This window comes from Maritalea myrionectae (assembly GCF_003433515.1).
Taxonomy (GTDB): Bacteria; Pseudomonadota; Alphaproteobacteria; order Rhizobiales; family Devosiaceae; genus Maritalea; species Maritalea myrionectae.
In genome coordinates this window covers 166,847-189,472 of sequence record NZ_CP021330.1, presented here as the reverse complement: position 1 = coordinate 189,472, position 22,626 = coordinate 166,847, and the positions used below count along the sequence as shown (strand labels likewise).

The following is a 22,626-nucleotide window of genomic DNA, read 5'->3' as shown; positions in this document are numbered from 1 at the left end:
CCCAAGAAAAAGCGGCAAAAAACCGCCACAACCCTTTGGTTTAGGCCGAAAACGGTCTAGAAAAAGAGAAGCTAAACAGATTGTGATTCGGTGCAAATGAGCGAAGAAAATCAAACCCCAAAAACTGATGAATATGGTGCGGGAAGCATTCGCGTGCTCAAGGGGCTCGATGCGGTCCGCAAACGTCCGGGCATGTATATCGGGGATACCGATGATGGCTCCGGGTTGCACCACATGGTTTATGAGGTGGTTGATAACGCGATTGACGAGGCGCTGGCTGGCCATGCTGACTATGTGACCGTCACCATCAACCCCGAAGGCTCAGTTTCTGTTACCGATAATGGGCGCGGCATTCCAACCGATATGCACGAAGAAGAAGGCATGTCGGCCGCTGAAGTGATCATGACCCAGCTGCACGCTGGCGGCAAGTTTGACCAAAATTCCTATAAGGTTTCTGGCGGTTTGCACGGCGTGGGCGTGTCAGTGGTGAACGCACTGTCGGAATGGCTCGAGCTGGAAATTCGCCGCCAAGGCAAAGTGCACCGGATGCGCTTTACCCATGGTGTGTCAGATGCGCCACTGGAAGTGGTGGGCGATGCAGGCGACGAAACAGGCACCAAAGTGACCTTTATGCCGTCGACTGACACCTTCACCATGGTTGAGTTTGATTATGACACGCTGGAGCACCGCTTGCGTGAATTGGCGTTCCTGAACTCTGGCGCGCGCATCATTTTGAAAGATTTGCGCCACGGCGAAGACAAGTCTGTCGAGCTTTATTATGAAGGCGGGCTGGAAGCATTCGTGCGCTATTTGGACAAATCCAAACAAGCGCTGATTGAAAGCCCGATCTACATCACCGTTGAAAAAGATGACATCACCGTTGAGCTGGCCCTGTGGTGGAACGAGAGCTACCACGAAAATGTGCTGTGCTTCACCAACAATATTCCACAGCGCGACGGCGGCACCCACTTGGCCGGTTTGCGCGGCGCGCTGACCCGCCAGGTCACTGGCTATGCTGATCGTTCCGGCGTGTTGAAGCGTGAGAAAGTTTCATTGACGGGCGATGACTGCCGTGAAGGCCTCACCTGCGTGCTGTCGGTGAAAGTGCCAGACCCGAAATTCTCCTCTCAGACGAAGGACAAATTGGTGTCTTCCGAGGTGCGTCCGGTGGTGGAATCAGTGGTCAATGACCGCTTGAACCAATGGTTTGAAGAGCATCCTGCTGAAGCCAAAACGATCGTTTCGAAAGTGGCGGAAGCTGCTGCCGCGCGGGAAGCCGCACGTAAAGCGCGGGAATTGACCCGCCGCAAAACCGCGCTGGACGTTTCGTATCTCGCCGGCAAGCTTAAAGATTGCTCGGAAAAAGATCCGACCAAATCAGAACTCTTCCTGGTGGAGGGTGATAGTGCGGGCGGATCGGCCACTCAAGGCCGTGACCGGGGCACCCAGGCCGTTTTGCCGCTGCGCGGTAAGATTTTGAATGTGGAGCGGGCGCGCTTCGACAAGATGCTGTCGAGCCAGGAAATTGGCAACCTTGTGATGGCCCTTGGCACATCTATTGGTCGTGAAGAATTTAATATTGAAAAGCTGCGCTACCACAAAATCATCATCATGACCGATGCGGACGTGGATGGCGCGCACATTCGTACGCTCTTGCTCACCTTCTTTTATCGGCAAATGCCTGAACTGATCGAGAATGGCCACATTTTCATCGCGCAGCCACCGCTTTACAAAGTGCGACGCGGCCAGTCTGAGCAATATTTGAAAGACGAACGCGCGCTGGAAGAATATTTGCTTAATGCGGGCCTTGAAGATGCGGCGTTGATTACCGCCGCAGGCGTGACCCACACCGGTCAGGATTTGATGGATTTGGCCTCGAAAAGTCGCGATATTGTGCACACCATCAACGGGTTGAATGCGCGCTATGATCGGCAGATCGTCGAGCAATGTGCCATTTCTGGCGCGTTGAACCTCTCCGTTTTTGAAGATCCCGCCCAAGGCGAAAAAATGGCCCAAACCGTCGCACAGCGATTGGATTTGGTCTCTGCTGAGACGGAACAGGGCTGGGAAGGCACGTTCGATCCGACAGAAGGCTACGTCTTCTCGCGCACCGTGCGCGGCGTTCTAGAAAGCCACAAAGTTGACAGCGCATTGCTGCGCTCAACAGATGCGCGCAATTTGGAGAAGCTGGCAGGCTATCTCGAGAATCTGTTCGAGGGACTGGCCAAATTGGAACGCAAGGATCAAAGCCAGCAAATCTTCGGGCCGTTCACCCTTTATGATGCGATGACCAGTTTTGGCCGCAAAGGCATCTCCATGCAGCGCTATAAGGGCTTGGGCGAAATGAACCCCGATCAATTGTGGGAAACAACACTTGATCCAGATGCCCGCTCATTGCTGCGCGTGCATGTGAAGGAAAGTGACGTTGCTGACGAAACCTTCTCTAAATTGATGGGCGATCTGGTGGAACCACGGCGCGAATTTATTCAAGACAATGCGCTGAGTGTCGCCAACCTCGACGTTTAGGTGGACCTCGATATTTAAGCAAAAAGGGCGCCGATTGGCGCCTTTTTTTTAGGACAAGCGTTTGCGAAGCAAAATTGTGGTCAGACCGCTGTCCCATTCCTCATCAGGATATTGTTTGATCTCTTCAAACCCGTGTTTTTTATAAAATGCGCGCGACTGCGTATTAAACGTGTCTGTTTCCAACCGCACCTTGTCATGAGCCTGTCGGATTTCATTTTCTGCATAGCACAGCAATGCGCTGCCAACGCCACGCCCCTGAGCCTCTTGAGACACGTGCAGCGCCGCAACGAAATCACCAAACCAATGCACCATGCGTATAGTTTTGCCGCCTTCCGCCGCCACAAAAATGTGGGAGCAATATTGATCAAGATAGTCATCGACCCGCTGTTCGAAATGCGCAGCCTTGGCTAATCCGCGCTCATTGAGCTGCGGTTTCCACGTGTGGGTGAAGGTTGAAAGCAAGATGCCTTTGATGTCGGGCTTATCTTCAACCAAGGCGCGTCTAATTTCAAAAGTCACAACAAAACTCATAATTTGGTCAAAACATGCATTTAGACATTGATTCAGCGTTCAGCAATCCAATGAAACCGGTAAGTCTGAGCTGTTGCAAAAATGTTTACACCCCATAAACCGGCCACATTTAAAGTGAATAAGCACTTTTCTCGACTTTTAATCAAATCCGCGAGGGTAATTGGTGGCGCGTAAACCTTCCAAATCGTCAGACCTGAAATTGACCAATGCTGACCGTATTGGCGGCACAAAGGGCAAGAAGACGCGTACGCGCACCAAGGCCAAAACTGCGGCCAGCAGCAAGGCGAATCCCAAAAAGAAAGTGACGCGCCGTAAGGCGAAGAAGCAGCAGAAATGGACGTTCTGGCGTGTGTTCCGTCGTCTGTTTTATTGGGGCGTCGTGCTGGGCGTATGGGCGCTGATTGCCGTTGGCGGCATTGTCGCCTATTACGGCATGCAGCTGCCGTCATCAGACACTTGGGCCATCCCTGATCGTCCGGCGAATATCCGCATTGTCGCGGCCGATGGGCAGCTTTTGTCCAATCGTGGCAAGATGGGCGGCGAGGCCATATCCATCCACGAATTGCCCCATTTTGTGCCCGCAGCCGTGTTGGCGATTGAAGACCGGCGTTTTTATGACCATTTCGGCATCGATCCCATCGGTATCGCCCGCGCCTTTGTGAACAACACCATTGAGGGCCGGATTACCGGCGGTGGATCGACCATCACCCAACAAGTGGCCAAAAACCTGTTTTTGACGCCGGATCAAAATTATGGCCGGAAAATCCAGGAAGCGCTCCTGTCGGTCTGGCTGGAACAAAATTTCACCAAAGATGAAATTTTGCAGCTCTATTTGAATCGGGTTTATTTTGGTGCGGGGTCTTACGGGATTGAAGCGGCGTCGCAGCGTTATTTTGGCAAGTCAGCGCGCAATCTATCCTTGGGTGAATCTGCAATTCTGGCGGGCCTGCTGAAGGCGCCGTCTCGCCTCGCGCCCAACAAAAACCCGGAAGGTGCGGCCGCTCGCGCCCGCGTGGTGCTGAACGCGATGGCGGAGGAAGGCTATATCTCTGAAGCAGAGGCCAAGGCCGCCGCGATCGACCCCAACAAGCGTATCCGAACCCGTGTCACCGGCACCGAATATTACGTCGCCGACTGGGTGGAAACATTGATGGACAATTATCTTGGTGAGGTGGAGCAGGATGTAATTGTGTACACCACCATCAACTGGGAACTGCAAAAACAGGCCGAGTTTTTAATCAAAGAAATCGTGCGCGAACAGGGTGAAGAGCGTGCGTTTAGCCAAGGGGCGCTGGTGTCGATGACGCCGGATGGGGCAGTGCAGGCCATTGTCGGGGGCATTGATTACACCACAAGCCAATATAACCGCGCGGTCACAGCGCGGCGACAATCTGGCTCCGCGTTTAAACCCTTTGTGTATCTGACCGCTTTGGAAAATGGCTATCGGCCTGAGACCGTGGTTGACGATTCGCCCTTTACCTATAAGGGCTGGTCGCCCCAAAATGCTGGTGGCAAAACCCGTGGCACCATGCAACTGCGCGACGCATTGGCGGTGTCGTCCAATCTGGTGGCCGCTAAGCTGGCCATCGAACTGGGGCCGCAAAATGTGGCGCAGACTGCCTATAAGCTTGGGATTTCCAGCAATATCGACCCCGTGCCCTCAAGCGCACTGGGCACCACAGGCATTTCGCTTTTGGAACTGACCGCGGCCTACGCCCCTTTTGCCAATGGTGGCGAAGGCATCATTGCACGGGTGATTTCGCGCATCGAAACTGCCGAAGGTGAAGTGCTTTATAATCATCAGCCAGCGGGCCCCGGTCGGGTCGTGGCGCCGGAGCATATCCCAATGATGAACGATATGTTGGCCCATGCTGTCGAAGTAGGCACCGGCCGCAAAGCAAGATTTGGCGATTGGCCGATCGCTGGCAAAACCGGCACCTCTCAGAAGAACCGCGATGCGCTCTTCGTCGGCTACAGCGCCCGTTTGGTCACCGGCGTATGGGTGGGCAATGATGATGACACGCCCACCAATGCCAGCGGTGGCAATGTGCCGGTGCAAGTCTGGCACGATTTTATGCAAAAGGCCCATGAAGGGCTCGCTGTCGCCCAAATCCCTGGTGGCAATGTGCGGTTTGACAATCAAAGCCTTGAGCCAATGACCCAGCGGCCCCAAGAAGGCCAGCGCCGGAATTTGGGCGACCTGATTAACGAGATATTCTCGCGTTAAGCAGCGCTTTTCGTGTTGATGGCAAAGCCGATATCGTCTGGACCAGCCGGAATGATTTGGCGCGGGTTGAGCGCTTTGACCGAATAATACCCGGCCTTGATATGCTCAAGATCGACGGTCGCAGCCACACCGTCCAACGCATATATGCGTTGGGCAAAGCGCAGCAGATGCGGATAATCCTGCACCCTTTTCAGATTGGTCTTAAACAGGCCGAAATAGGCCACATCAAACCGCGCAAGCGTTACAAACAATCGAATATCGCTTTCGGTCAGTTGCTCGCCAAATAGGTATGGTCCATCTGCTGCCAAGCGGTCTTCCAATCGATCCAGCGTGGCAAAGACTTCATGAAACGCCTCTTCATAGGCATCCTGACTTTGTGCAAAGCCAGCGCGATAAACCCCGTTATTCAGCCCGTGATAAAGCCAGCTATTCAGCTCTTCGATCTGATCCGCCAGTTCCTCTGGATAAAGGTCATTTTTGGAAGGCACTAGCGCGGAAAAACTATGATTGAGCATGCGCAAAATATCCGCGCTCTCATTGTTCACAATCGTTTGGCGCTTTTTATCCCAAAGTACAGGCACCGTGGCACGCCCGGTGTAATTGGGATCAGCCTTTGTATAAATCTGGTGCATATATTTCGCCCCATTGAGCCGGTCCAAATCGGCTCCCTCAAAACCACCAAAGGACCACCCCTCTGCGCTGAGCTGCGGGTTGACCACGCTCACGCTGATCATATCGTCAAGGCCTTTGAGCGCGCGTGCCATCAAGGTGCGCGATGCCCAGGGGCAGATCAGGGCGACATAAAGATGATAGCGGTCTGGTTCCGCCTCAAAGCCGCCTTCACCGGTGGGGCCCGGCGCGCCATCGGGCGTGATCCAGTTGCGAAACGCAGACTCCTGACGCACAAAGCGCCCCTTTTTGTCCTTGGCCTGATATGGGTGCCAATCGCCCTGCCATTTTCCATCAACAAGCATAGTAAGCTCCTTAAAACGGGCGCGACCCAAAGGATCGCGCCCTGTTGCACTTAAGCAGGCTGGCGGGAAAGCCAGGCTGGCGCGATTTGTGTGCCTTGGCCCAACATATAGCCAAACTGCACATTCAGATAGGCGAGCGGCTCCAGATAGCGCGCATTGAGCAGGCCGCCCGCATCCACAGCGTCAAACCCGACGTCAGCCAATAATGTGACCACCTCTTGTTTGGCCGCATCATCATCAGCCGCCACATAGGCAGGCACTTTCCGGCCCTCAAAAATCAGGCCCTGCTCATAGACCTGGGCAAAGATGGTGTTCAGCGCCTTGACCACATGGGCGTTGGGCAACAATTCGGCAATTTTTTCGGCTGCCGATGAATCATAGCCAAAGGTCAGCCCGGAGAAGTCTGCCTTGAATGGATTGGTGACATCCACCACAATCTTGTTGTCAAAATTATAGCGGGCGGCCAATTCACTCACCGCATCAAACGGCACGGCCAGAAATACGATCTCGGCAGTGTCGAGCGCTTCATCTATGGCTACCGCGCTGGCATTTTTCACGGTGCTGACCAGTTTTTCCGCCTTGTCAGCGTCGCGTCCGGCGACCAATACCTTGTGCTTTGCGGCCAATGTGCGGGCCAGACCGCTGGCGATGTTACCTGTACCAATAATTGCATATGTCATTTTTCTATCCTTTCTGAGGAGTTTGTTGAGTAAAGTCATTCGATCAGTCCAAGCTGACGGGCATAGGTTTCATTGTCCCAGAAGAGCCATTCATGGATCATGCGACCGTCCTGCCAGAAGGCGATGGTGGCCATCTGCAGTTCAAAAGATTCGCCGGTAGGTTCGATAAATTCGCCATTGCCAATAGGCAGGGGCTCAGTGAAGGTGCCTTCCATTACCCCGACAACGGCGGTCCAGTTGTCGGTGGCCAGGCGCACGGGATGGAAGCGGATCTGTGTGTCTGGCGCATGGACAAACAAGCGCTTCAGATCCTCAATGTGCACATCAATACCGCGGGTCGAGTGCCCATCGGGCCAGGTGACAATGATGTCCTCATCATGGCTTTCATGGACCCGGTCCCATTCCTGATTAGAGAAAATCTCAAAATCGAGCGCATCGAACTTTTCCAGGTGCTTTTCATCCACCTCGGTGGCGGCACCACCGCCGGTGTAATATTGCTCTTGTGTGATCCCGCCCGGAATGGCTTCGGGGGTTTCAGCAAATGCATTTGCGGTGAGGCCGGTGGCCAGAAGTGTTGTAATAAGAGTTTGTTTCAACATGTCTATTTCCTTTCAGTTTGTTGCACCGCAGCATTTTGGAGGCCTGTGTTGTGCGGCGTTGAAAGGAATATGATTGAAATCTTTATTCCGAAAAACATAGATATTGACGAAATATTGTCGCCGGTATATTCACAATAATATGGATATGATTGATGGTATGCGGACCTTTGTTGCGGTGGTGGAAGCCGGCACCATTACAGCCGCAGCAGACCGACTGAACATTTCAAAAAAACTGGCCAGCAAATATTTGGCTGCGCTTGAAACGCAGGTTGGCGTCAAGCTGCTCAATCGCACGACCCGCAGCCAAAGCCTGACGCTGGCGGGGCAGCAATATTATCTCGATTGTCAGGACATCATCGCCCGGATTGATGAAAGCCATTCCGCCCTCAAACAGGCCGAGGGCGAGTTGATCGGGCATTTGCGCATTTCAGCGCCAGTGAGTTTTGGCGAAGTGGTCCTACTGCCATTGCTCGCCAAACTTAAGCGAGAGCATCCGGACCTTAGCTTTGATGTGCGCTTATCAGACAGCTATGTCGATCTGATCGAAGGCGGTTTTGACTTCGCCCTGCGTATCGGCGCGCTCAGTGATTCCAATTTGGTGGCGCGCAAACTCACCGAATCGCACTTATGGCTGGTCGCAAGTCCGGCCTATCTTGATCAATATGGGACGCCGAAATCGCCAGATGATTTGAGCGATCATATTTGTTTGCGGGATGCCAACTATCGCGGCGGGGCGCGCTGGCCTTTTCAGATTGACGGGATAACCCGCAATATCGCGATTCAGCCGCAATTTGTCACCAACAGCGCTACCGCCATGCGCAATCTGGCGCTTATGGGCGAAGGCATCGCGCTGGTGCCGGATTTTGTTGTGCAATCGGATCTAGCGGCGGAAAAGCTGGTGCGGCTTTTGCCGGACTATCCCTCGCTGACCTTGCCGATCCAGGCTGTGCTGCCGCTCAACCGGAATCGTCCAGCACGGGTGCGGGCCGCAATCGATTTTCTGGCCCGCGCCCTGTCCCGCTCTCAATAGATGAAAGGGATCAGCTTTTTGGTCCGCGCTTCATAATCTTTGAAAGCGTCGCCATAGCGGTCGCGCAAATAATCATCCAGCATGGGGACATTGTAAAACGCGAACAGGCAGAACAGCATCACCGGGATGGCTGCGCCCAACCAATGGCCCGCCACCAGCGCATAGGCGGCGACCCAAACTATGTCGCCAAAGAAATTGATGTGCATTGAATAGGCAAACAGTCCACCAGTATAAAGCTTGCCTTTGTTGGCGGGGTCTTTTTTAAAGATATGCCGCTGCAATTCAGACATTGTGTTCAAAATGCACCCCAGTGCAAATAGGCCAATGGCAAAAAAATCCACAGGCCCCAGCGGCGCCCCATTGGGCAGCACCAAAATAGCAAAGCCCACATAATAGATGGCGAAAGCAGATGGCACCGTGAATGCCTCTGACCAGGGCAAAGTGCGTTTCATCAGGTAAAACATCATGAAGCCCATACGCAATAAAATGACGATGTTAAAGGCAAGTATCACCCCATAGCGCGTAGGCGTTTGGGCGGGCAGCGTCCACCCAAAAAGACTTGCGAAAGTTTGGCCACCATTGCCAAACATGATCCAACTTGAAAGCCCAATAAGGGCCAGCTCAATAAGGGTAATGGTGATTTTTTGCGGAATGGATTTGGATTTCGAGCCATAAAGTTCCATGGGATGTTCTCCTAAAGTGTGGCCGGAATAAACGAAAAGTCAGGATCGCGCTGCAAGACGGTGGAGAGATAAATCTCTCCCTCGATCTGCCGCAAATAGGGTTGTGCATCAGGATGAAGCGCGGCTTCTATTTGTTGGTAATAGCGTGCAACAGCCGCAGCGAAATGTTCGTTGCGCGACAAGCTGTCGAAAAACAAAGCCAAATAACGTGCAAACCCATATTTGCGTAGCGCGGCTGTTGGGCCGAAAAGACTTTGATAGCCATCCACCAACTGACCGAGTTGCGAGTGCGCAGGCTGTTGCGCCAGCGCCTCAAAGTCCATCTGCGCAAATCCATCGAGAAAATAGCGCTGCAATATTTGAGCGATCAAATCGTCTTTCGATGTAAAATGATGATAGAGCGCGCCCTTAGAGACCCCCGCTCTTTTGATAACTTCGCTGATCCCCACACCGTCATATCCATGCGCCAAAAACATATCAAAGGCGATCTCGAGCAATTGTTCCTTGGTGGTAGTAGGCATCTCAAACTCCAACTTACATACAAACCGACCGATCGGTATGTATGTAGGCAATGAAAAGGCCTACGTCAAGTCAACCATCTCAATTTGTGAAAATTGCTGGTGCGATTAGCGATGTATTTGATAGCGCATCAAATCACGCCCATGCACTTTGAGCCAATCATGGCCACGCTTCATGTCGGGCAATGTTTCTTTCACCGTACGCCAAAAGCGCGGCGAATGGTTCATCTCGCGCAAATGCGCCACTTCGTGGGCGGCAACATAATCAAGCACAAAGGGCGGCGCCAAAACCAAGCGCCATGAAAAATTGAGCTGGCCCGACGAACTGCACGAGCCCCACCGGCTGGTTTGATCGCGAATGGTGATCCCCTTTGGTGATAGGGATAGTCGTTCAGCGTGCGCTGCAACCTGTATGGATAAATCCCGTCGCGCTTCTGCCTTCAACCAGTCGCCGAGCTTTCTCGCAAAATGCTCTGGCGCGCCTGGCACCGCGATCTGTTGGTTGCACGTGTCTTGGGCGACAAGGCCGCGAAGATTGCCTGTCGACATGAGGTGGTGCGGTTCGCCCCGCAGCGGCAGCGCCATGCCGGGGGCCAAAATCGCGGGGCTTTGAATTTGGTCAAGGCGGTCGCTCAACCAATCATGATGCCGATGAACAAAATTTTGCGCATCACGCCAATTGCCGCGTTTAGGCACGGTCAGCACAACACCCTTTTTCGGATGCAACGACAAACGATAATGCTTGGCACGTGCATTCTGGCTCACCACAATCTCAAGTGCACCTGTGGCAAGATCAATTTGCAATTTTTCGGGAATCGCTGCGCGACGTTTCAACATCATGGATGTGATTTTCCCTCAATTGGGACTGATTTGGCAACAAAAAAGGCGCTCCAGATTTTTGGAGCGCCAGATCAAGATTAGATCTAAGTTTTTGGGGGTCAGGGGCCCTTGCGCAAATTGTTCGGGGGCAAAAGCGCAAGGGCGGGGAGAAGGCTGTTAAATCTTAATAGTCGTCGCGATCTTTGCGGTCGTCGCGGCGTGAAGACCGATCATCTTCATCATCATGACGCTTCGCACGGTGATCCGATTTAAAGCGGTCAAACTCTTCGCGATCACGGGCCATATGCAGATTGCGCAAGAATTCTTCGAATTCTTCACGTTCTTGCTCAAGGCGTGCACGCTCTTCCTCAATCCGGCGAAACTCAGCTTCGCGATATTCGTCGAACGCCGCATTGCCTGTGGCGTGGTGGCGACGGTAGCGCTTGCCACGACAGCCCTTCATTTTATGCTTCTGCTTGTGCATCCACTTTTCGGCTTTGTCGCTTGAACCGCCCCAATGCTCGCCCCACAAAATGTAGAACAACATGGCGAGGCCAAGCGGCCAGAAAACAATAAAGCCAAGAACCATAAGACCAATGGTCAGGGGGGACCATTCTGGTTTAATCAACTGTGTGCTCATTTTATCACCTCTTCATCAACGATGACTTAGATTTGGGGGGGATTTTGCTAGCTTCAAGCCGCAATTTTTTGCAAAAAGGGTCTTGAAAACACATCACGTAAGGCCCAGAGCGCCGGAAAATGGGGATTTTTGCATGTTTTTTCCACGCGAAATCGCCACCAATAGGAGCGAAACTTGACCGAAACTGACAAATCAGAACCGATTTTGGCCTATAGTGCGCACCATAGATTGCGGCTCGACACGTTGGTTCGCCTGCGTTGGTTGGCCGTGGCCGGGCAAAGCGCCGGCGTTTTGGTGGTGGCCTTCATCCTTAAATATGACGTGCCGTTGGCGGCCTGTTTCACCTTGATTGCCATGTCCGCTTGGCTGAATGTGTTTTTCTTGGTGCGGTATCCTGCGACCCTGCGGCTTCGGTCGCAATTCTCAGCGGCCCAATTGGCGTATGATTCCTTGCAATTGGGTGGGCTATTATATTTGACAGGCGGTCTTTATAACCCGTTCGCTTTGCTGTTGTTGGCGCCGGTTAGCGTGTCCGCCACCACATTACCCTATCGATGGACATTGGGGCTTAGCGGCTTGGCCATTGCCATCATCACGCTCCTGGGCCTTTTCCATATGCCGTTGCCCTGGTCCGGCAGCGAGCCGTTTTTGATCAATAATCTATATGTATTTGGCATTTGGGTGGCTTTGGTGTGTGGCGTGGTGTTCACGTCCGCCTATACCAACCGCGTCGCGCATGAAGCGCGACAATTGGCAGATGCTTTAAGCGCTACTGAGCTGGTCTTGGCCCGCGAGCAGCATTTGTCCGCTATTGATGGGCTGGCCACGGCGGCGGCGCACGAGTTGGGCACCCCATTGGCAACAATCGCCCTGGCCGCAAAAGAAATGCAAACCGATCTCGACGATCCGCAATCTTTGAAGAAAGACTTGGAACTGATCACAGAGCAAGCCACGCGCTGTCGCGAAATTTTGCAAAAACTGCGCAACCTCAACACCCAGGAGCAGCATTTTTCTGTGCTCACGGCCAGCGACTTGGTGGCCGAAGTTTCCGAACCACAGCGCTTTTTTGGCATCGATATTGACGTGGACGCAAAAGGCGAGGGCACGCAGCCGAATTTGGCCCGTAATTCTGGGTTGATTTATGGGCTGGGCAATTTGATCGAAAATGCGGTTGATTTTGCCGAATCGCGGGTTGAGGTCAGTGTGCGGTGGACTGATCGAACGTTAGAGATATCAATCTGTGATGATGGTCCTGGCTTTACCCAGGATATGCTGATGCGCATGGGGGAGCCGTACCTTACGACACGCCCTAAGGATATGAATGATAGCGACCCGACTGAACCCGGCGGGCTCGGCCTTGGCATTTTTATTGCCAAGACTTTGCTTGAACGCACGGGCGCTCAATTGGCGTTTTTCAACCGTGATGAAGGGCGCCATGCCTGCGTCAAAATAGCATGGCCAAGACAGGTGATTGAACTGGCTAGGTGATTTAAACGTACAAAATGAGATGGTTTTGACCTTTCGGTTGAAATGATGCCATATAGCATCAATTGCGAGGATACCAAGATGACCAGCGTCCCAGAACTTTTGGACAAAGACCTGTCCTTACTTCTTGTCGATGATGACAAACCTTTTTTGACTAGGCTTGAGCGGGCCATGCAAAAGCGTGGCTTTGATGTGCGAACCGCAGATAGCGTTGCCGCCGGTATGGCGCAGGTGAAATCCAACCCGCCCGCTTTTGCCGTTGTTGATATGCGCTTGGAAGATGGCAACGGGTTGGAGGTGGTTTCAACCCTCAAAGAAAGACGCCCCGATGCACGCGCAGTCGTGCTCACCGGATATGGCAATATTGCCACCGCGGTGACCGCCGTGAAATTGGGTGCAGTCGACTATCTTGCCAAACCAGCGGACGCGGACGATGTGTTCAAAGCGTTGATGGCGCATGAGGACGAGATCAAAGCGGACCCACCGGAAAACCCAATGTCGGCCGACCGGGTGCGTTGGGAACACATCCAACGGGTTTACGAATTGTGTGATCGCAACGTGTCGGAAACGGCGCGTCGATTGAACATGCATCGACGCACATTGCAGCGCATTTTGGCAAAGCGCGCGCCACGGTAGAAAAAAAGATCGGGCCATACTCCTGTTTGGCTTTTGTCTCTTGCCACCTGCTGCTAAGCTGATGTCTATACAGCAAGAAATTCGGCACAGAGGGTAAATTCATGGGCGTAGTTTTGTCATTTCACGGGGCCGCGGGCACGGTCACAGGTTCTTGCTATCGGGTTACCCATCCCAAGGGCCAATTCCTTGTCGATTGTGGTCTGTTTCAAGGCAACAAGACGGTCCGCGCCCTCAATTATAAGCCCTTTCCATTTGATCCAGCCAAGCTCGATTATGCCTTGTTGACGCATGCCCATATTGACCATGCAGGCTTGTTGCCAAAGCTGGTCAAACATAAATTTGAGGGGCCAATCCACAGTACAGCCGCCACCACGGGCTTGTTGGATTATATGCTGCCTGACAGCGCGGGCATCCAAGAATATGAAGCAGAGCGGCATAACCGCAAGCGCGCCCGCAAAGGCGAAGAACTGGTTGAGCCGCTATATACGCGGGAAAACGCAGAAGAAACGCTCAAGCGGACCAAGGGCCACCCCTATGAAGAATGGTTTGAACCCGGCCCTGGCGTAAAGGCACGGTTTTGGAACGCAGGCCATATCTTGGGTAGTTCTTCTATTGAAGTGCATGTGCAGGATGATGATGGTAAAACCATCAAAATGCTGTTCTCCGGCGATCTCGGACCGGACGAAAAAGTGTTCTATTTAGAGCCGCATGCCCCTTCCGGCTTTGATTATATTCTATGCGAAAGCACCTATGGTGGCCGCGATCGTGACGATTACTCGCTGGACGAACGGCGCGCCGCGCTTAAAAAAGAGATCAACCGGGCGTTGGGCAATGGCGGCAATTTGGTGATCCCTGCCTTTGCCGTAGAGCGCAGTCAAGAATTGCTGCATGATATCGGCGTGCTGATCAAACGCGGGGAAATCGATCCGCAATTGGTGTTCCTCGATTCGCCTTTGGCACGCCGTGTCACATCTGTGTTTAAGCGCCACGCTGCTGAACTGCAGGACGTGGAGTTGGACCCGGAAGAATTGTTCGCTGACGACCGTTTTCGCATTGTCGAATCGGTGGAGGAGAGCAAAGGCATCAATCGCATCAATGGCGGTGCGATCATTATGGCCGCGTCTGGCATGTGCGATGCGGGGCGCATCAAACACCATCTGCGCAACAATATCTCCGATCCCAAATCGACCATTTTGTTTGTGGGCTATCAAGCGCCCGGCACCCTCGGCCATGTGATCAAATCGGGCAAAGATGAAGTGCGCATCCATGGTAAAAACCATATTGTGCGCGCCGCCATCCGCTCCATCGGCAATTATTCCGCCCATGGCGACCATTCCGAGCTGATGGATTGGATTGCTGAACGCTTGCCGGCGCATGGGGCCATTTTCCTCACCCATGGCGAGGATGAGGGGCGCGATGCCATGAAAACAGCCCTGGCAGCAAAAGGCTTGGGCCCGGATAAAGTGATTGCGCCACAATTGGATGATCAGTTTGAACTGCGCGCCAATGGCGTTGGCGCGGTGCATCAACCCGAGCATTTGCGCATCGATCCGCAACAATTCACGCAAGATTGGTCTGCTGAATTTGCCCGTTTTTCCATTGAGCTGAGCCATGCTTTGGCCAAGGAATCGAGCGACAAAAAACGCCTCGAGCTGATGAAGCGGTTGCATGCGGAGCTGGCTAAATGATGGCCACGACTAAACGGGTGCCGGGTTGGTGATTATCTTCATCGGCCCAAACCGACAGCGGCGTAACATCAAAAAGTTTGGCAATTACGAGCACGCGCCGACCTATAAGCACCGTACCTATAATTGGTTGTTTCGAACGCGAAGATTGCCTGGCGCCACCTATATTTTTACGTTCATTGATCGACTTGATCCCAGCGAACGCCGTTTGGCTGGAAAAATCTATCGTCATATCAATCAGCTTGGCGACGGGTTCAAGGCGTTAAATGATCCGACGCGCGTGAAAAACAGATATCAATTGCTGCGTGCCCTCTTTCAGGCGGGCGTCAATGATTTTGATGTCCACCTGGCCGCGGAATCGCCGCATCCCAAGCGATTTCCGGTTTTCATTCGCCGCATTTCTCAATCGCTTCCACCGCTAACAGACTTAGTCGCGGATCAGGCCAATTTGGATCGCATTATTTCCGAATTGCAAGCCGCGGGTGAACCTTTGGATGATCTTATGGTCATAGAATTCTGTGCCGCTGAAATCGCGCCTGGGATCTTTCAAAAATACTCCGCCTATCGCGCAGGCGACCAAGTGAGCATGAACTATACGATTTTTGAATCCAATTGGCAGGTTAAGATTGGCCAAATTGATATTGTCGATCCCGTTTTCTACGACAAGGAAGCCGAAGATTTGGAGCAGAACGCTTATGCCGAAATAGCGGGGCAAGTGTTCGACATTGCTCAAATTGAATATGGCCGGGCTGACTTTGGGTTGGTGGACGGGCGTCCACAATTTTACGAAATCAATTTCAATCCCGAATTTAGAACCACTGAATCAACATCAAAGGTGCCGCAACGCAAGCAAAATGTAGCACGGGCAGTAGAGCAACGATTTAAGGATGTTGCAGCGCTAGACCGTCCGGCTACCCAATCACAACCTAACATATCCAATCCCGAGCTAACGGCTTTCCGTTGGCGATTTTGGCGCAACTATGCGCCACAACGATATTGAGCGCGTCGTTGTGATTATCTTTATTGGTCCCAATCGCCAAAGGGGAAACCTGCTCGGCTATAAAGCCTTTGATGATGCGCCGTCGACACGGCACAAAACCTATAGCTGGTTGTTCAAAACACGGTCTCTGCCCGCTGCCACCTATATTTTTACGTTCATTGATCGGCTTCATCCGCGAGAACGGCGCTTGGCGGCAAAAATCTACCGCCACATCAATGCCGCTGGCGCAGGGTTCAAGGCTTTAAATGATCCCGCGCAAGCGCGTAATCGGCTCGGGCTTTTGAAGGCGTTAAGCAAGGCGGGCATAAACAGTTTTGATGCTTACCTGGCAAGCGAACGGCCGCAACCCAAGTTATTCCCAGTGTTCTTGCGCTATCTTTCCGTCAGCCTGCCGCCATTGACGGGCTTGCTGAATTCTCAAAATGAGCTTGATGAAGCGATAGAAAAGTTGGCCCAATCTGGTGAGCCGCTTGATGACCTAATCGTCATCGAATATTGCGCAGAGCCGTTTATCGACGACTATTTCGTTAAGCTCGCCGCATACCGTATTGATGACCAATATATGCTGGATTTGTTTCTTTTTGATCGGAGTTGGTACGTCAAATATGGTGAGGTTGATACGATGCCGCCCGACTTTGCTGCACAAGAAGCGGAAATCCTACGCGAGAATCGATGGATTGATGACGTAAAAAGGGTCTTCGATTTGGCCCAGATAGAATATGGCCGTGTGGACTTTTCGATTGTTCAAAGTCGGCCTCAGTTTTACGAGATTAATTTTCATCCTCAATTCACATTGTCGGAGTTTGAGTCAAATTGTCCCGCGCGTCTGGCGAATGCCGAATTTGCAGCGCGTCGTCGGATGGACGCGATGAAACGGCTCTCAAGCACCCAGAATGGGGCCGCAATTCCCAACATCTCCGATCCCGATATAACCGCGGCGAGATGGCGTCCATGGCGAAATTTTGTGCCACAGCGCTATTGAACCCTATAATGCGCTGGGCCCCGGATCCATCAATTGATGAATGCGGTCGGCGCCCAACCGTGCCAGTTTAATCATCAGCGTTTTGCGGCGAGCGGGTGCCATTTTATCTAGGGATGCGGGCCGCATCATATCTGCGCCATGCCCGTCGGCAACGATAAGGCCTTCACTTTCAGGGAAAATATCGGCGGCCAGCTCCGGTGGTTTGGCAAAGAAAAAGCGGTCGCAGAACTCATGATATTGGGGCCACTTTTGGTCAACCCGATAATCTTCAAGGCTGGATTTGATCTCAACAATCCACACTTCGCCCTTTGGCGTCACACCCAGCAAATCGGCGCGCCTTCCATTGGCCAAAGGCACTTCAGCAAAGCAGGTAATATCATGTTGTGCCCGCAAAAAGCGCATGCAGCCGCGCTGGACCCGCAAAGCGGTTTCTGATTGTCGGCCATCCACAATGGGGGGCAAATTTTGCATCGAATCCGAGTTCATCAGGCAAGTTTAGCCCAATTGAAGCAACGCACAAGCAAAACACAACAGAATAGGGGCGCCCAAAAGCGCCCCTAGCTTTTACTGATGTGACGCGTGCTAGGCCGCCGCGACCTCAGTCAAAAACTGGTCTACCGTGGTCCTTAGCGTTTTGGCCTGTTGCGCCATGTCCTGGGAGGCAACCAGCACTTGATTTGCGCTTTGGTTGGTCTCGTCTGCGGCGTTGGTCACAGTGTTGATGGAGCCGGCCACCTGTTCAGTACCCGTCGCGGCCTGGGTGACGCTTTGGCTGATTTCTGCCGTGGCGGCTCCTTGTTCTTCCACAGCGGATGCAATCGAGGTTGTGTACTGGGTCACCTCTGTCATGGTGCCCGCAATTTGCTCGATGGCGGCAACGGCATCCTTGGTCGAATCTTGAATTTCGGTGATCTGGGCCGAAATCTCTTCCGTGGCGCTGGCGGTTTGGTTGGCCAAAGATTTGACCTCCGTGGCGACAACAGCAAAGCCTTTGCCCATTTCGCCCGCCCGTGCGGCTTCGATCGAGGTGTTCAGGGCCAAAAGATTTGTCTGTTCGGCAATGTCTTGAATGAGGGCGACCACATCGCCAATTTTTTGCGCAGCGGCGGCAAGCCGGGTGACGCGGCCATTGGTCAATTGTGCGGCGTCGGCAGCGGAATTGACAATGGTGTTGGTTTTCGACACCTGCCGTGAAATCTCTTCAATCGATGCGGCTAATTCCTCGGCCGCCGCCGCAACCGCTTTCACATTGGTAGAGGCTTCTTTGGAGGCATTGGCTGCATCGCCTGCCTGACCGGACGTGTTGGTGGCAATGTCATTGAGCATATTCGCCGTTTCGGTCATTTGTGCGCTGTTTTTGGTGACCAGCTCCAAGGCGTCGCCTACGGTTGTGCGGAAATGCGTGATCAGCTCCTCAATCCGTGCTTGACGTTTTGCCTGCGCTTTGGACTCTGCTTCGCTTTCCGTTTCAAGTCGTTGACGTTCGATGGCGTTTTGCTTGAACACATCCACAGCACGCGCCATGTCCCCGAGCTCATCTTTGCCTTCAGTGCCTTCAATTTCCACGTCCAGTTGGCCTTCCGCCAAGTCCTTCATTGTGGTTGAAAGCCGCGCGATGGGGCGCGTGATGGTGCGGGCAAAAAGAACCCCGGCCACAACAATGACCGCGAGAAAGCCCGCCCCAATCATCATCATGGCATTGCGCAAAGCGATAACGGGTTGGTTGGATTCGGCAACGCCCTTCACGCCAGTCACCGCCCAATTGACCCCGCCAAAGCTAAACGGCACCGTGAGCAAATAAAGTTCTTGTCCGCGATAATCATCTGTGGTGGTGAAGCCACGTTCACCCTGAATAGCTTCATCGATCGCTGTATAGTCCAGGCTGGTGGTCAAAATGTCATTTTCTTCGGTGAAGTCTGAATCATTGCGAAACAGATGATCTGCCCCAACGATAAAGGTTTCGCCTGTTTGGCCCAGGCCTGTTTTATCGTGCATGATGGTGGTGAATTCTTCCACGGGCAGTTGGAAAGCCAAGACACCAATGCGGGTGCCAGCTTTGTCAACCAAGGGGGTCGACATAAAGGTCGCGGGCAAGTTCTGGCTGGGCGCATAGGGCGCAATGTCGAAAAAAGCGGTTTGGCCCGGTGCAAGCGATTCCCCCGCCCGATAGGCTTTCCCCAAGTCAGAGGAAGACCAACGGCCACCTCCTTCTTTGAAGTTGGTGGCATAGTCATTTTCTTTGGCCACTGTGTAGGTCAGATTGCCAGCGAGGTCGAACAAGAACACATCATAATACCCGTTTTGGGTCATCAACTCGCTGAAATAGCTATGATATCGTTCGTGCACGCTATCATACCAAAGGCCCAGATTGGCCTGTTGCAGCTTGTCCTTTTCGCCAAGGGGGAATGGATTTTGCGCCACATAGCCCTGCTGCAAAATGGTTTGAGCATCTCCCTCGATGCGGCTCCACGCGGTCGCAAAATCTTTCGCGGCTTCAATGACGGTGGGATTTTTGGATTGCAACAACAAATCATCTTCGACCTGTGCGAAATAGCGTTCAAGCGCGATCGCGCGACTTTCGACAATCGCTTCCAGCTTTTCTTTTGTCATCGAGTTGACGGTCTGGGAGCTGATAAAGAAGCTGGCGGCCCCGACGCCAAGGCCAATGGCCAAGGCAGATATGGATAAAGCTAGTGGCAAACGGGCAGCAATATTGAAGGTTGGCAATTTGAACATGGCAATGGCTCGCAATAAGAGTAAATCTATGCGGTCATTATCTTGCAGCTTTGGTTAATTGCTGTTTCCGGCATGTGTACGGAATAATGCTTAGCCTAGCCAGCGGCGCTCCACGAGACATGGCTATGTCGTTTAGAAATATTTCCCACCGTCGTGTCGCCAAGAATTTGCACGCCGTGAGCAAGATCGCGCCGAATATCAATGCGGCGATAGCCTTGGCTTTTATGATAAACCTTGTCCGTTGACGGTCGTTTTTTGCCAAAACGACGCCGATCCGGCCCAAAATAGGTCGACGTCTCAAAGTAGGTGATTGGCGTGTTGAGCTGACGGCGCAAACGCGGCATCATCTGCTTAGGGTCCCATGGCAGGGTGAGAATATCGTCAAAGCCAATTTGAATGCATTGTGAAACCAGCATGGGCAGCGGCACCTCAACAAAGCAAATAAGAGGTGAATAGCGCACGCGGGGCCGTGGGCTGCTGCGAATATTTTGGACTTGGGTTTTAATGGGCTCTAATTCGCCATCGCTGGCAAAAAGGAAGAAATTGTTCGGCACTTTTCGAGTCAATTCTTCCGTTGCCACCAACCCGGAATAGTGCGTGACCTGCCGAAAACCCAAATCGCGCGCCAAATCATCGATCAGCGCAATCTGGGCGCTGTTGCCGCCCATATTGGTCGCAACATCAAAAAAACTCATAAGATTCCCCTATCAGCACACAAAATCCCACTCCTATGTGCCGAACCAAGTTCTTATCATTCGGGCGTTAATTTTTTGTCGACAAAGAGAAATTTGTTGCTGCCATGGCAAAGGTTTGGCCCGGATGCAGCATGCGCACATAGGTGATCGTTTTTGCATCCAAGGCGGTGCGGCGTTCGATCACAAACAAGGCTTCGCCTTCGGGCACGCCAAGGGCTTGTGCCTGATGCGCGTTGGCGTTGAGCGCCGAAAACTTATGCTCCGCCTCGGCATAGGGCATGGTTGCAATCAACCATTCATTGGGGTTGGAATCCGTAAACTCCTGATCTCTCGCGCTGGGCACCACATCCAAATTGATCCAGCGTTCTTCCAACTGGTGGGGCCGCTCACCAGCATAATGCAAAACCTCCAGATGCAGCACCGGCTGAGTGGCCGATACGCGCAAGATGCGCTGCGCAAAAGCATCATTTTGCACCACATTGCGGCTTACAATTTCAAATCGGTAGGGTGCACCGGTGCGTTCGATTTCTGTGCGCACCAAGGCAATGTCCACCTTGGTGGTGCGCCCACCAGCCGCCGCAACGCGGGTGCCGGCACGCCGCTTTCGCTCCACAAATCCTTCTTCGGCCAATTCCCGCAATGCGCGGTGGACCGTGGCCCGTGCAACGCCATAATTTTGTGCAATGGTTTCTTCATGCGGCACCGCATCGCCGGGCCGCAATTGCCCGGCCCGAATTTGAGCAAGCAAATCGTTTTTGATGGTGAGATAGGGAGAGGCGGCGCTACGTTCTGTCATGGGGCGTTTTATAGGTCACCGCGTAATTTTTTCAAACAGGCAATATAGTCTGAGCGAATGGACGCATGATTTTTGTGCTGACCGCGCGCAACCATATGTCGCCCGGCGGACCACACATGATCGATCGCCCGATCATCACTGGCAAAAATCCAGTGATCAAGCTGCTTGTCGCCCGTAAGCCCCTGCCCAAGCATGCGATCGCGATCCAGCGAGAAAAAGTCCGCCAACTTCCCCGGCGCGATAACGCCGTGATCGCGGCCCAAGGCACGCGCACCGCCGTTGGCTGCGCCCTTGAACAGGGTTGAACCATTCGACCCATTTTTGGCCGCCAACATGGCGCGACCGTTGTGGCGATAACGTTGGGAATGCTCCAACACGCGCAATTCTTCGCTTAATGAAATGCGGATGTCGGAATCAGAGCCAATGCCGAATATGCCATTCGCGCCCAAATAGTCGACGCCGTTGAAAATGCCATCGCCCAAATTGGCCTCCGTGATCGGGCAAAGTCCCGCCACTGCGCCAGATTGCGCCAGCTTTTGAGTTTCACCCTGCGTCAAATGTGTTGAATGGATCAGGCACCAACGCTCATCCACTTCAGCATGATCAAACAACCAGTCCATGGGCCGCAGGCCATATTGCGCTTCGATTTCTTCGATTTCGGCAACTTGTTCGGCAATATGCATATGGATGGGATCTTGAGGGCGCAGGGCAACCAACGCATCGAGCTGGTCTTTGCTCACCGCGCGCAGAGAATGGGGTGCCAAGCCGAGCCGATAGTCTTCGGGCATTTTGCCCAGCAAATCGCTACATTGCTCAAGCAGCTTTTCGAATTGAGAAAGCGTGTTGCCAAACCGCTTTTGCCCACCCTGCAACGGGCGCTGATCGACACCGCCATAGGCATAAAAAACGGGCAAATGAGTGAGCCCAATGCCCACATCTTGCGCCGCGTGGATAATCGAATGGGATGTTTCGGCCAAACTGTCATAGGCTGCGCCGCCCACTTGATGATGCACATAATGAAATTCAGCGACCGCGCTATAGCCTGCTTCCAACATTTCCATAAAGGCATAACGGGCAATCACATAAAGATCGCCCGGCGTCAGCTGATCAAGGAACTGATACATAAGGTGACGCCAACTCCAAAAACTGTCGCGGTCTTCGCCGCGATATTCGGTCAACCCCGCCATGGCCCGTTGGAACGTGTGAGAGTGCAAATTGCCAATTGCAGGCAGCAAGATTTGATCGCCCAAATCCAAATCGTCCGCGTGGGCGACAGTATTTGCTTCCGTTTGGATGATGCGGTTTTTCTCCCACACAACCCGAACATTTTGGGCCCAGCCAGTTTGCAACAATGCTGATTTGACAAAAAGCGAAGTCATTACTC

General features: G+C 53.0%; 21 protein-coding genes. 8 read left to right on the top strand and 13 right to left on the bottom strand.

Annotated elements, in window-relative coordinates; all coding sequences use genetic code 11:
• Positions 1 to 96 precede the first annotated feature (96 nt).
• A complete protein-coding gene (gyrB, locus tag MXMO3_RS00855) occupies positions 97 to 2,526 on the top strand; it encodes a DNA topoisomerase (ATP-hydrolyzing) subunit B (RefSeq protein ID WP_117394642.1) in 2,430 nt (809 codons plus the stop codon).
• Positions 2,527 to 2,574: 48 nt separating this feature from the next.
• Here the strand turns inward: gyrB and MXMO3_RS00850 are convergent, their stop codons facing one another.
• Positions 2,575 to 3,057: a GNAT family N-acetyltransferase gene (locus MXMO3_RS00850; protein ID WP_117394641.1), complete on the bottom strand. Its 483-nt coding sequence runs from the start codon at positions 3,055 to 3,057 to the stop codon at positions 2,575 to 2,577.
• Between the two features lie 163 nt (positions 3,058 to 3,220).
• On the opposite strand from MXMO3_RS00850, the gene MXMO3_RS00845 reads away from it, so the two are divergent.
• Positions 3,221 to 5,284 (top strand): transglycosylase domain-containing protein, encoded by a 2,064-nt coding sequence (locus MXMO3_RS00845; RefSeq protein ID WP_162889079.1) that lies wholly within the window; start codon positions 3,221 to 3,223, stop codon positions 5,282 to 5,284.
• On the opposite strand, the gene MXMO3_RS00840 is transcribed toward MXMO3_RS00845, so the two are convergent.
• Genes MXMO3_RS00840 through MXMO3_RS00830 form a run of 3 tightly spaced genes read right to left on the bottom strand, consistent with a single transcriptional unit; the run spans position 5,281 to position 7,537 of the window.
• Positions 5,281 to 6,258, bottom strand: coding sequence for a glutathione S-transferase family protein (locus MXMO3_RS00840; protein WP_117394639.1), 978 nt, complete (start codon positions 6,256 to 6,258; stop codon positions 5,281 to 5,283). The two genes, MXMO3_RS00845 and MXMO3_RS00840, sit on opposite strands and share 4 nt — an antisense overlap.
• A 50-nt stretch (positions 6,259 to 6,308) precedes the next feature.
• Positions 6,309 to 6,938, bottom strand: a complete 630-nt coding sequence (locus tag MXMO3_RS00835; protein WP_117394638.1) for an NADPH-dependent F420 reductase — start codon at positions 6,936 to 6,938, stop codon at positions 6,309 to 6,311.
• Between the two features lie 35 nt (positions 6,939 to 6,973).
• Complete coding sequence (locus MXMO3_RS00830) at positions 6,974 to 7,537, bottom strand: ester cyclase (RefSeq protein WP_117394637.1); 564 nt, start codon at positions 7,535 to 7,537, stop codon at positions 6,974 to 6,976.
• Between the two features lie 157 nt (positions 7,538 to 7,694).
• Here MXMO3_RS00830 and MXMO3_RS00825 point away from each other — a divergent pair, with 157 nt between their 5' ends.
• Positions 7,695 to 8,567 (top strand): LysR family transcriptional regulator, encoded by an 873-nt coding sequence (locus tag MXMO3_RS00825; protein ID WP_162889078.1) that lies wholly within the window; start codon positions 7,695 to 7,697, stop codon positions 8,565 to 8,567.
• Here MXMO3_RS00825 and MXMO3_RS00820 read toward each other — a convergent pair.
• The 4 genes from MXMO3_RS00820 to MXMO3_RS00805 all read right to left on the bottom strand — a co-directional run bounded on the left by MXMO3_RS00820 (position 8,561) and on the right by MXMO3_RS00805 (position 11,227).
• Positions 8,561 to 9,250 carry a DUF1295 domain-containing protein gene (locus MXMO3_RS00820; RefSeq protein ID WP_117394635.1) on the bottom strand — a complete coding sequence of 230 codons (690 nt, stop codon included), beginning with the start codon at positions 9,248 to 9,250 and terminating at the stop codon, positions 8,561 to 8,563. The genes MXMO3_RS00825 and MXMO3_RS00820 overlap by 7 nt on opposite strands.
• Positions 9,251 to 9,261: 11 nt before the next feature.
• Complete coding sequence (locus tag MXMO3_RS00815) at positions 9,262 to 9,771, bottom strand: TetR/AcrR family transcriptional regulator (RefSeq protein WP_117394634.1); 510 nt, start codon at positions 9,769 to 9,771, stop codon at positions 9,262 to 9,264.
• Between the two features lie 105 nt (positions 9,772 to 9,876).
• Positions 9,877 to 10,608, bottom strand: coding sequence for a M48 family metallopeptidase (locus tag MXMO3_RS00810; protein WP_117394633.1), 732 nt, complete (start codon positions 10,606 to 10,608; stop codon positions 9,877 to 9,879).
• A gap of 163 nt (positions 10,609 to 10,771) precedes the next feature.
• A complete protein-coding gene (locus MXMO3_RS00805) occupies positions 10,772 to 11,227 on the bottom strand; it encodes a DUF2852 domain-containing protein (RefSeq protein ID WP_027835711.1) in 456 nt (151 codons plus the stop codon).
• Positions 11,228 to 11,401: 174 nt separating this feature from the next.
• Between MXMO3_RS00805 and MXMO3_RS00800 the strand changes: the two genes are divergently transcribed.
• The 5 genes from MXMO3_RS00800 to MXMO3_RS00780 all read left to right on the top strand — a co-directional run bounded on the left by MXMO3_RS00800 (position 11,402) and on the right by MXMO3_RS00780 (position 17,015).
• Positions 11,402 to 12,715: an ActS/PrrB/RegB family redox-sensitive histidine kinase gene (locus tag MXMO3_RS00800; RefSeq protein ID WP_245985778.1), complete on the top strand. Its 1,314-nt coding sequence runs from the start codon at positions 11,402 to 11,404 to the stop codon at positions 12,713 to 12,715.
• Between the two features lie 78 nt (positions 12,716 to 12,793).
• Positions 12,794 to 13,348: an ActR/PrrA/RegA family redox response regulator transcription factor gene (locus tag MXMO3_RS00795; protein ID WP_027835709.1), complete on the top strand. Its 555-nt coding sequence runs from the start codon at positions 12,794 to 12,796 to the stop codon at positions 13,346 to 13,348.
• Positions 13,349 to 13,449: 101 nt separating this feature from the next.
• The gene (locus MXMO3_RS00790; protein WP_117394632.1) at positions 13,450 to 15,036 is read left to right on the top strand and encodes an MBL fold metallo-hydrolase; all 1,587 of its coding nucleotides are present in this window, start codon (positions 13,450 to 13,452) and stop codon (positions 15,034 to 15,036) included.
• Positions 15,037 to 15,064: 28 nt separating this feature from the next.
• Positions 15,065 to 16,033 carry a hypothetical protein gene (locus tag MXMO3_RS00785; RefSeq protein ID WP_162889077.1) on the top strand — a complete coding sequence of 323 codons (969 nt, stop codon included), beginning with the start codon at positions 15,065 to 15,067 and terminating at the stop codon, positions 16,031 to 16,033.
• Positions 16,014 to 17,015: a hypothetical protein gene (locus MXMO3_RS00780; RefSeq protein WP_117394630.1), complete on the top strand. Its 1,002-nt coding sequence runs from the start codon at positions 16,014 to 16,016 to the stop codon at positions 17,013 to 17,015. Before MXMO3_RS00785 ends, MXMO3_RS00780 begins: the two co-directional genes overlap by 20 nt.
• A gap of 3 nt (positions 17,016 to 17,018) precedes the next feature.
• On the opposite strand, the gene MXMO3_RS00775 is transcribed toward MXMO3_RS00780, so the two are convergent.
• The 5 genes from MXMO3_RS00775 to MXMO3_RS00755 all read right to left on the bottom strand — a co-directional run bounded on the left by MXMO3_RS00775 (position 17,019) and on the right by MXMO3_RS00755 (position 22,621).
• Positions 17,019 to 17,486 (bottom strand): MmcB family DNA repair protein, encoded by a 468-nt coding sequence (locus MXMO3_RS00775; protein ID WP_425462126.1) that lies wholly within the window; start codon positions 17,484 to 17,486, stop codon positions 17,019 to 17,021.
• Positions 17,487 to 17,597: 111 nt separating this feature from the next.
• On the bottom strand, positions 17,598 to 19,751 hold the full coding sequence (locus tag MXMO3_RS00770) for a methyl-accepting chemotaxis protein (RefSeq protein WP_117394628.1): 2,154 nt from the start codon (positions 19,749 to 19,751) through the stop codon (positions 17,598 to 17,600).
• Positions 19,752 to 19,846: 95 nt separating this feature from the next.
• The gene (locus MXMO3_RS00765; protein ID WP_027835705.1) at positions 19,847 to 20,446 is read right to left on the bottom strand and encodes a response regulator; all 600 of its coding nucleotides are present in this window, start codon (positions 20,444 to 20,446) and stop codon (positions 19,847 to 19,849) included.
• Between the two features lie 67 nt (positions 20,447 to 20,513).
• Entirely contained in the window at positions 20,514 to 21,242 is a 729-nt protein-coding gene (locus MXMO3_RS00760) for a histidine utilization transcriptional repressor HutC (RefSeq protein ID WP_051213914.1), read from the bottom strand.
• Positions 21,243 to 21,250: 8 nt separating this feature from the next.
• A complete protein-coding gene (locus MXMO3_RS00755; protein WP_117394627.1) occupies positions 21,251 to 22,621 on the bottom strand; it encodes a formimidoylglutamate deiminase in 1,371 nt (456 codons plus the stop codon).
• Between the last annotated feature and the right edge of the window lie 5 nt (positions 22,622 to 22,626).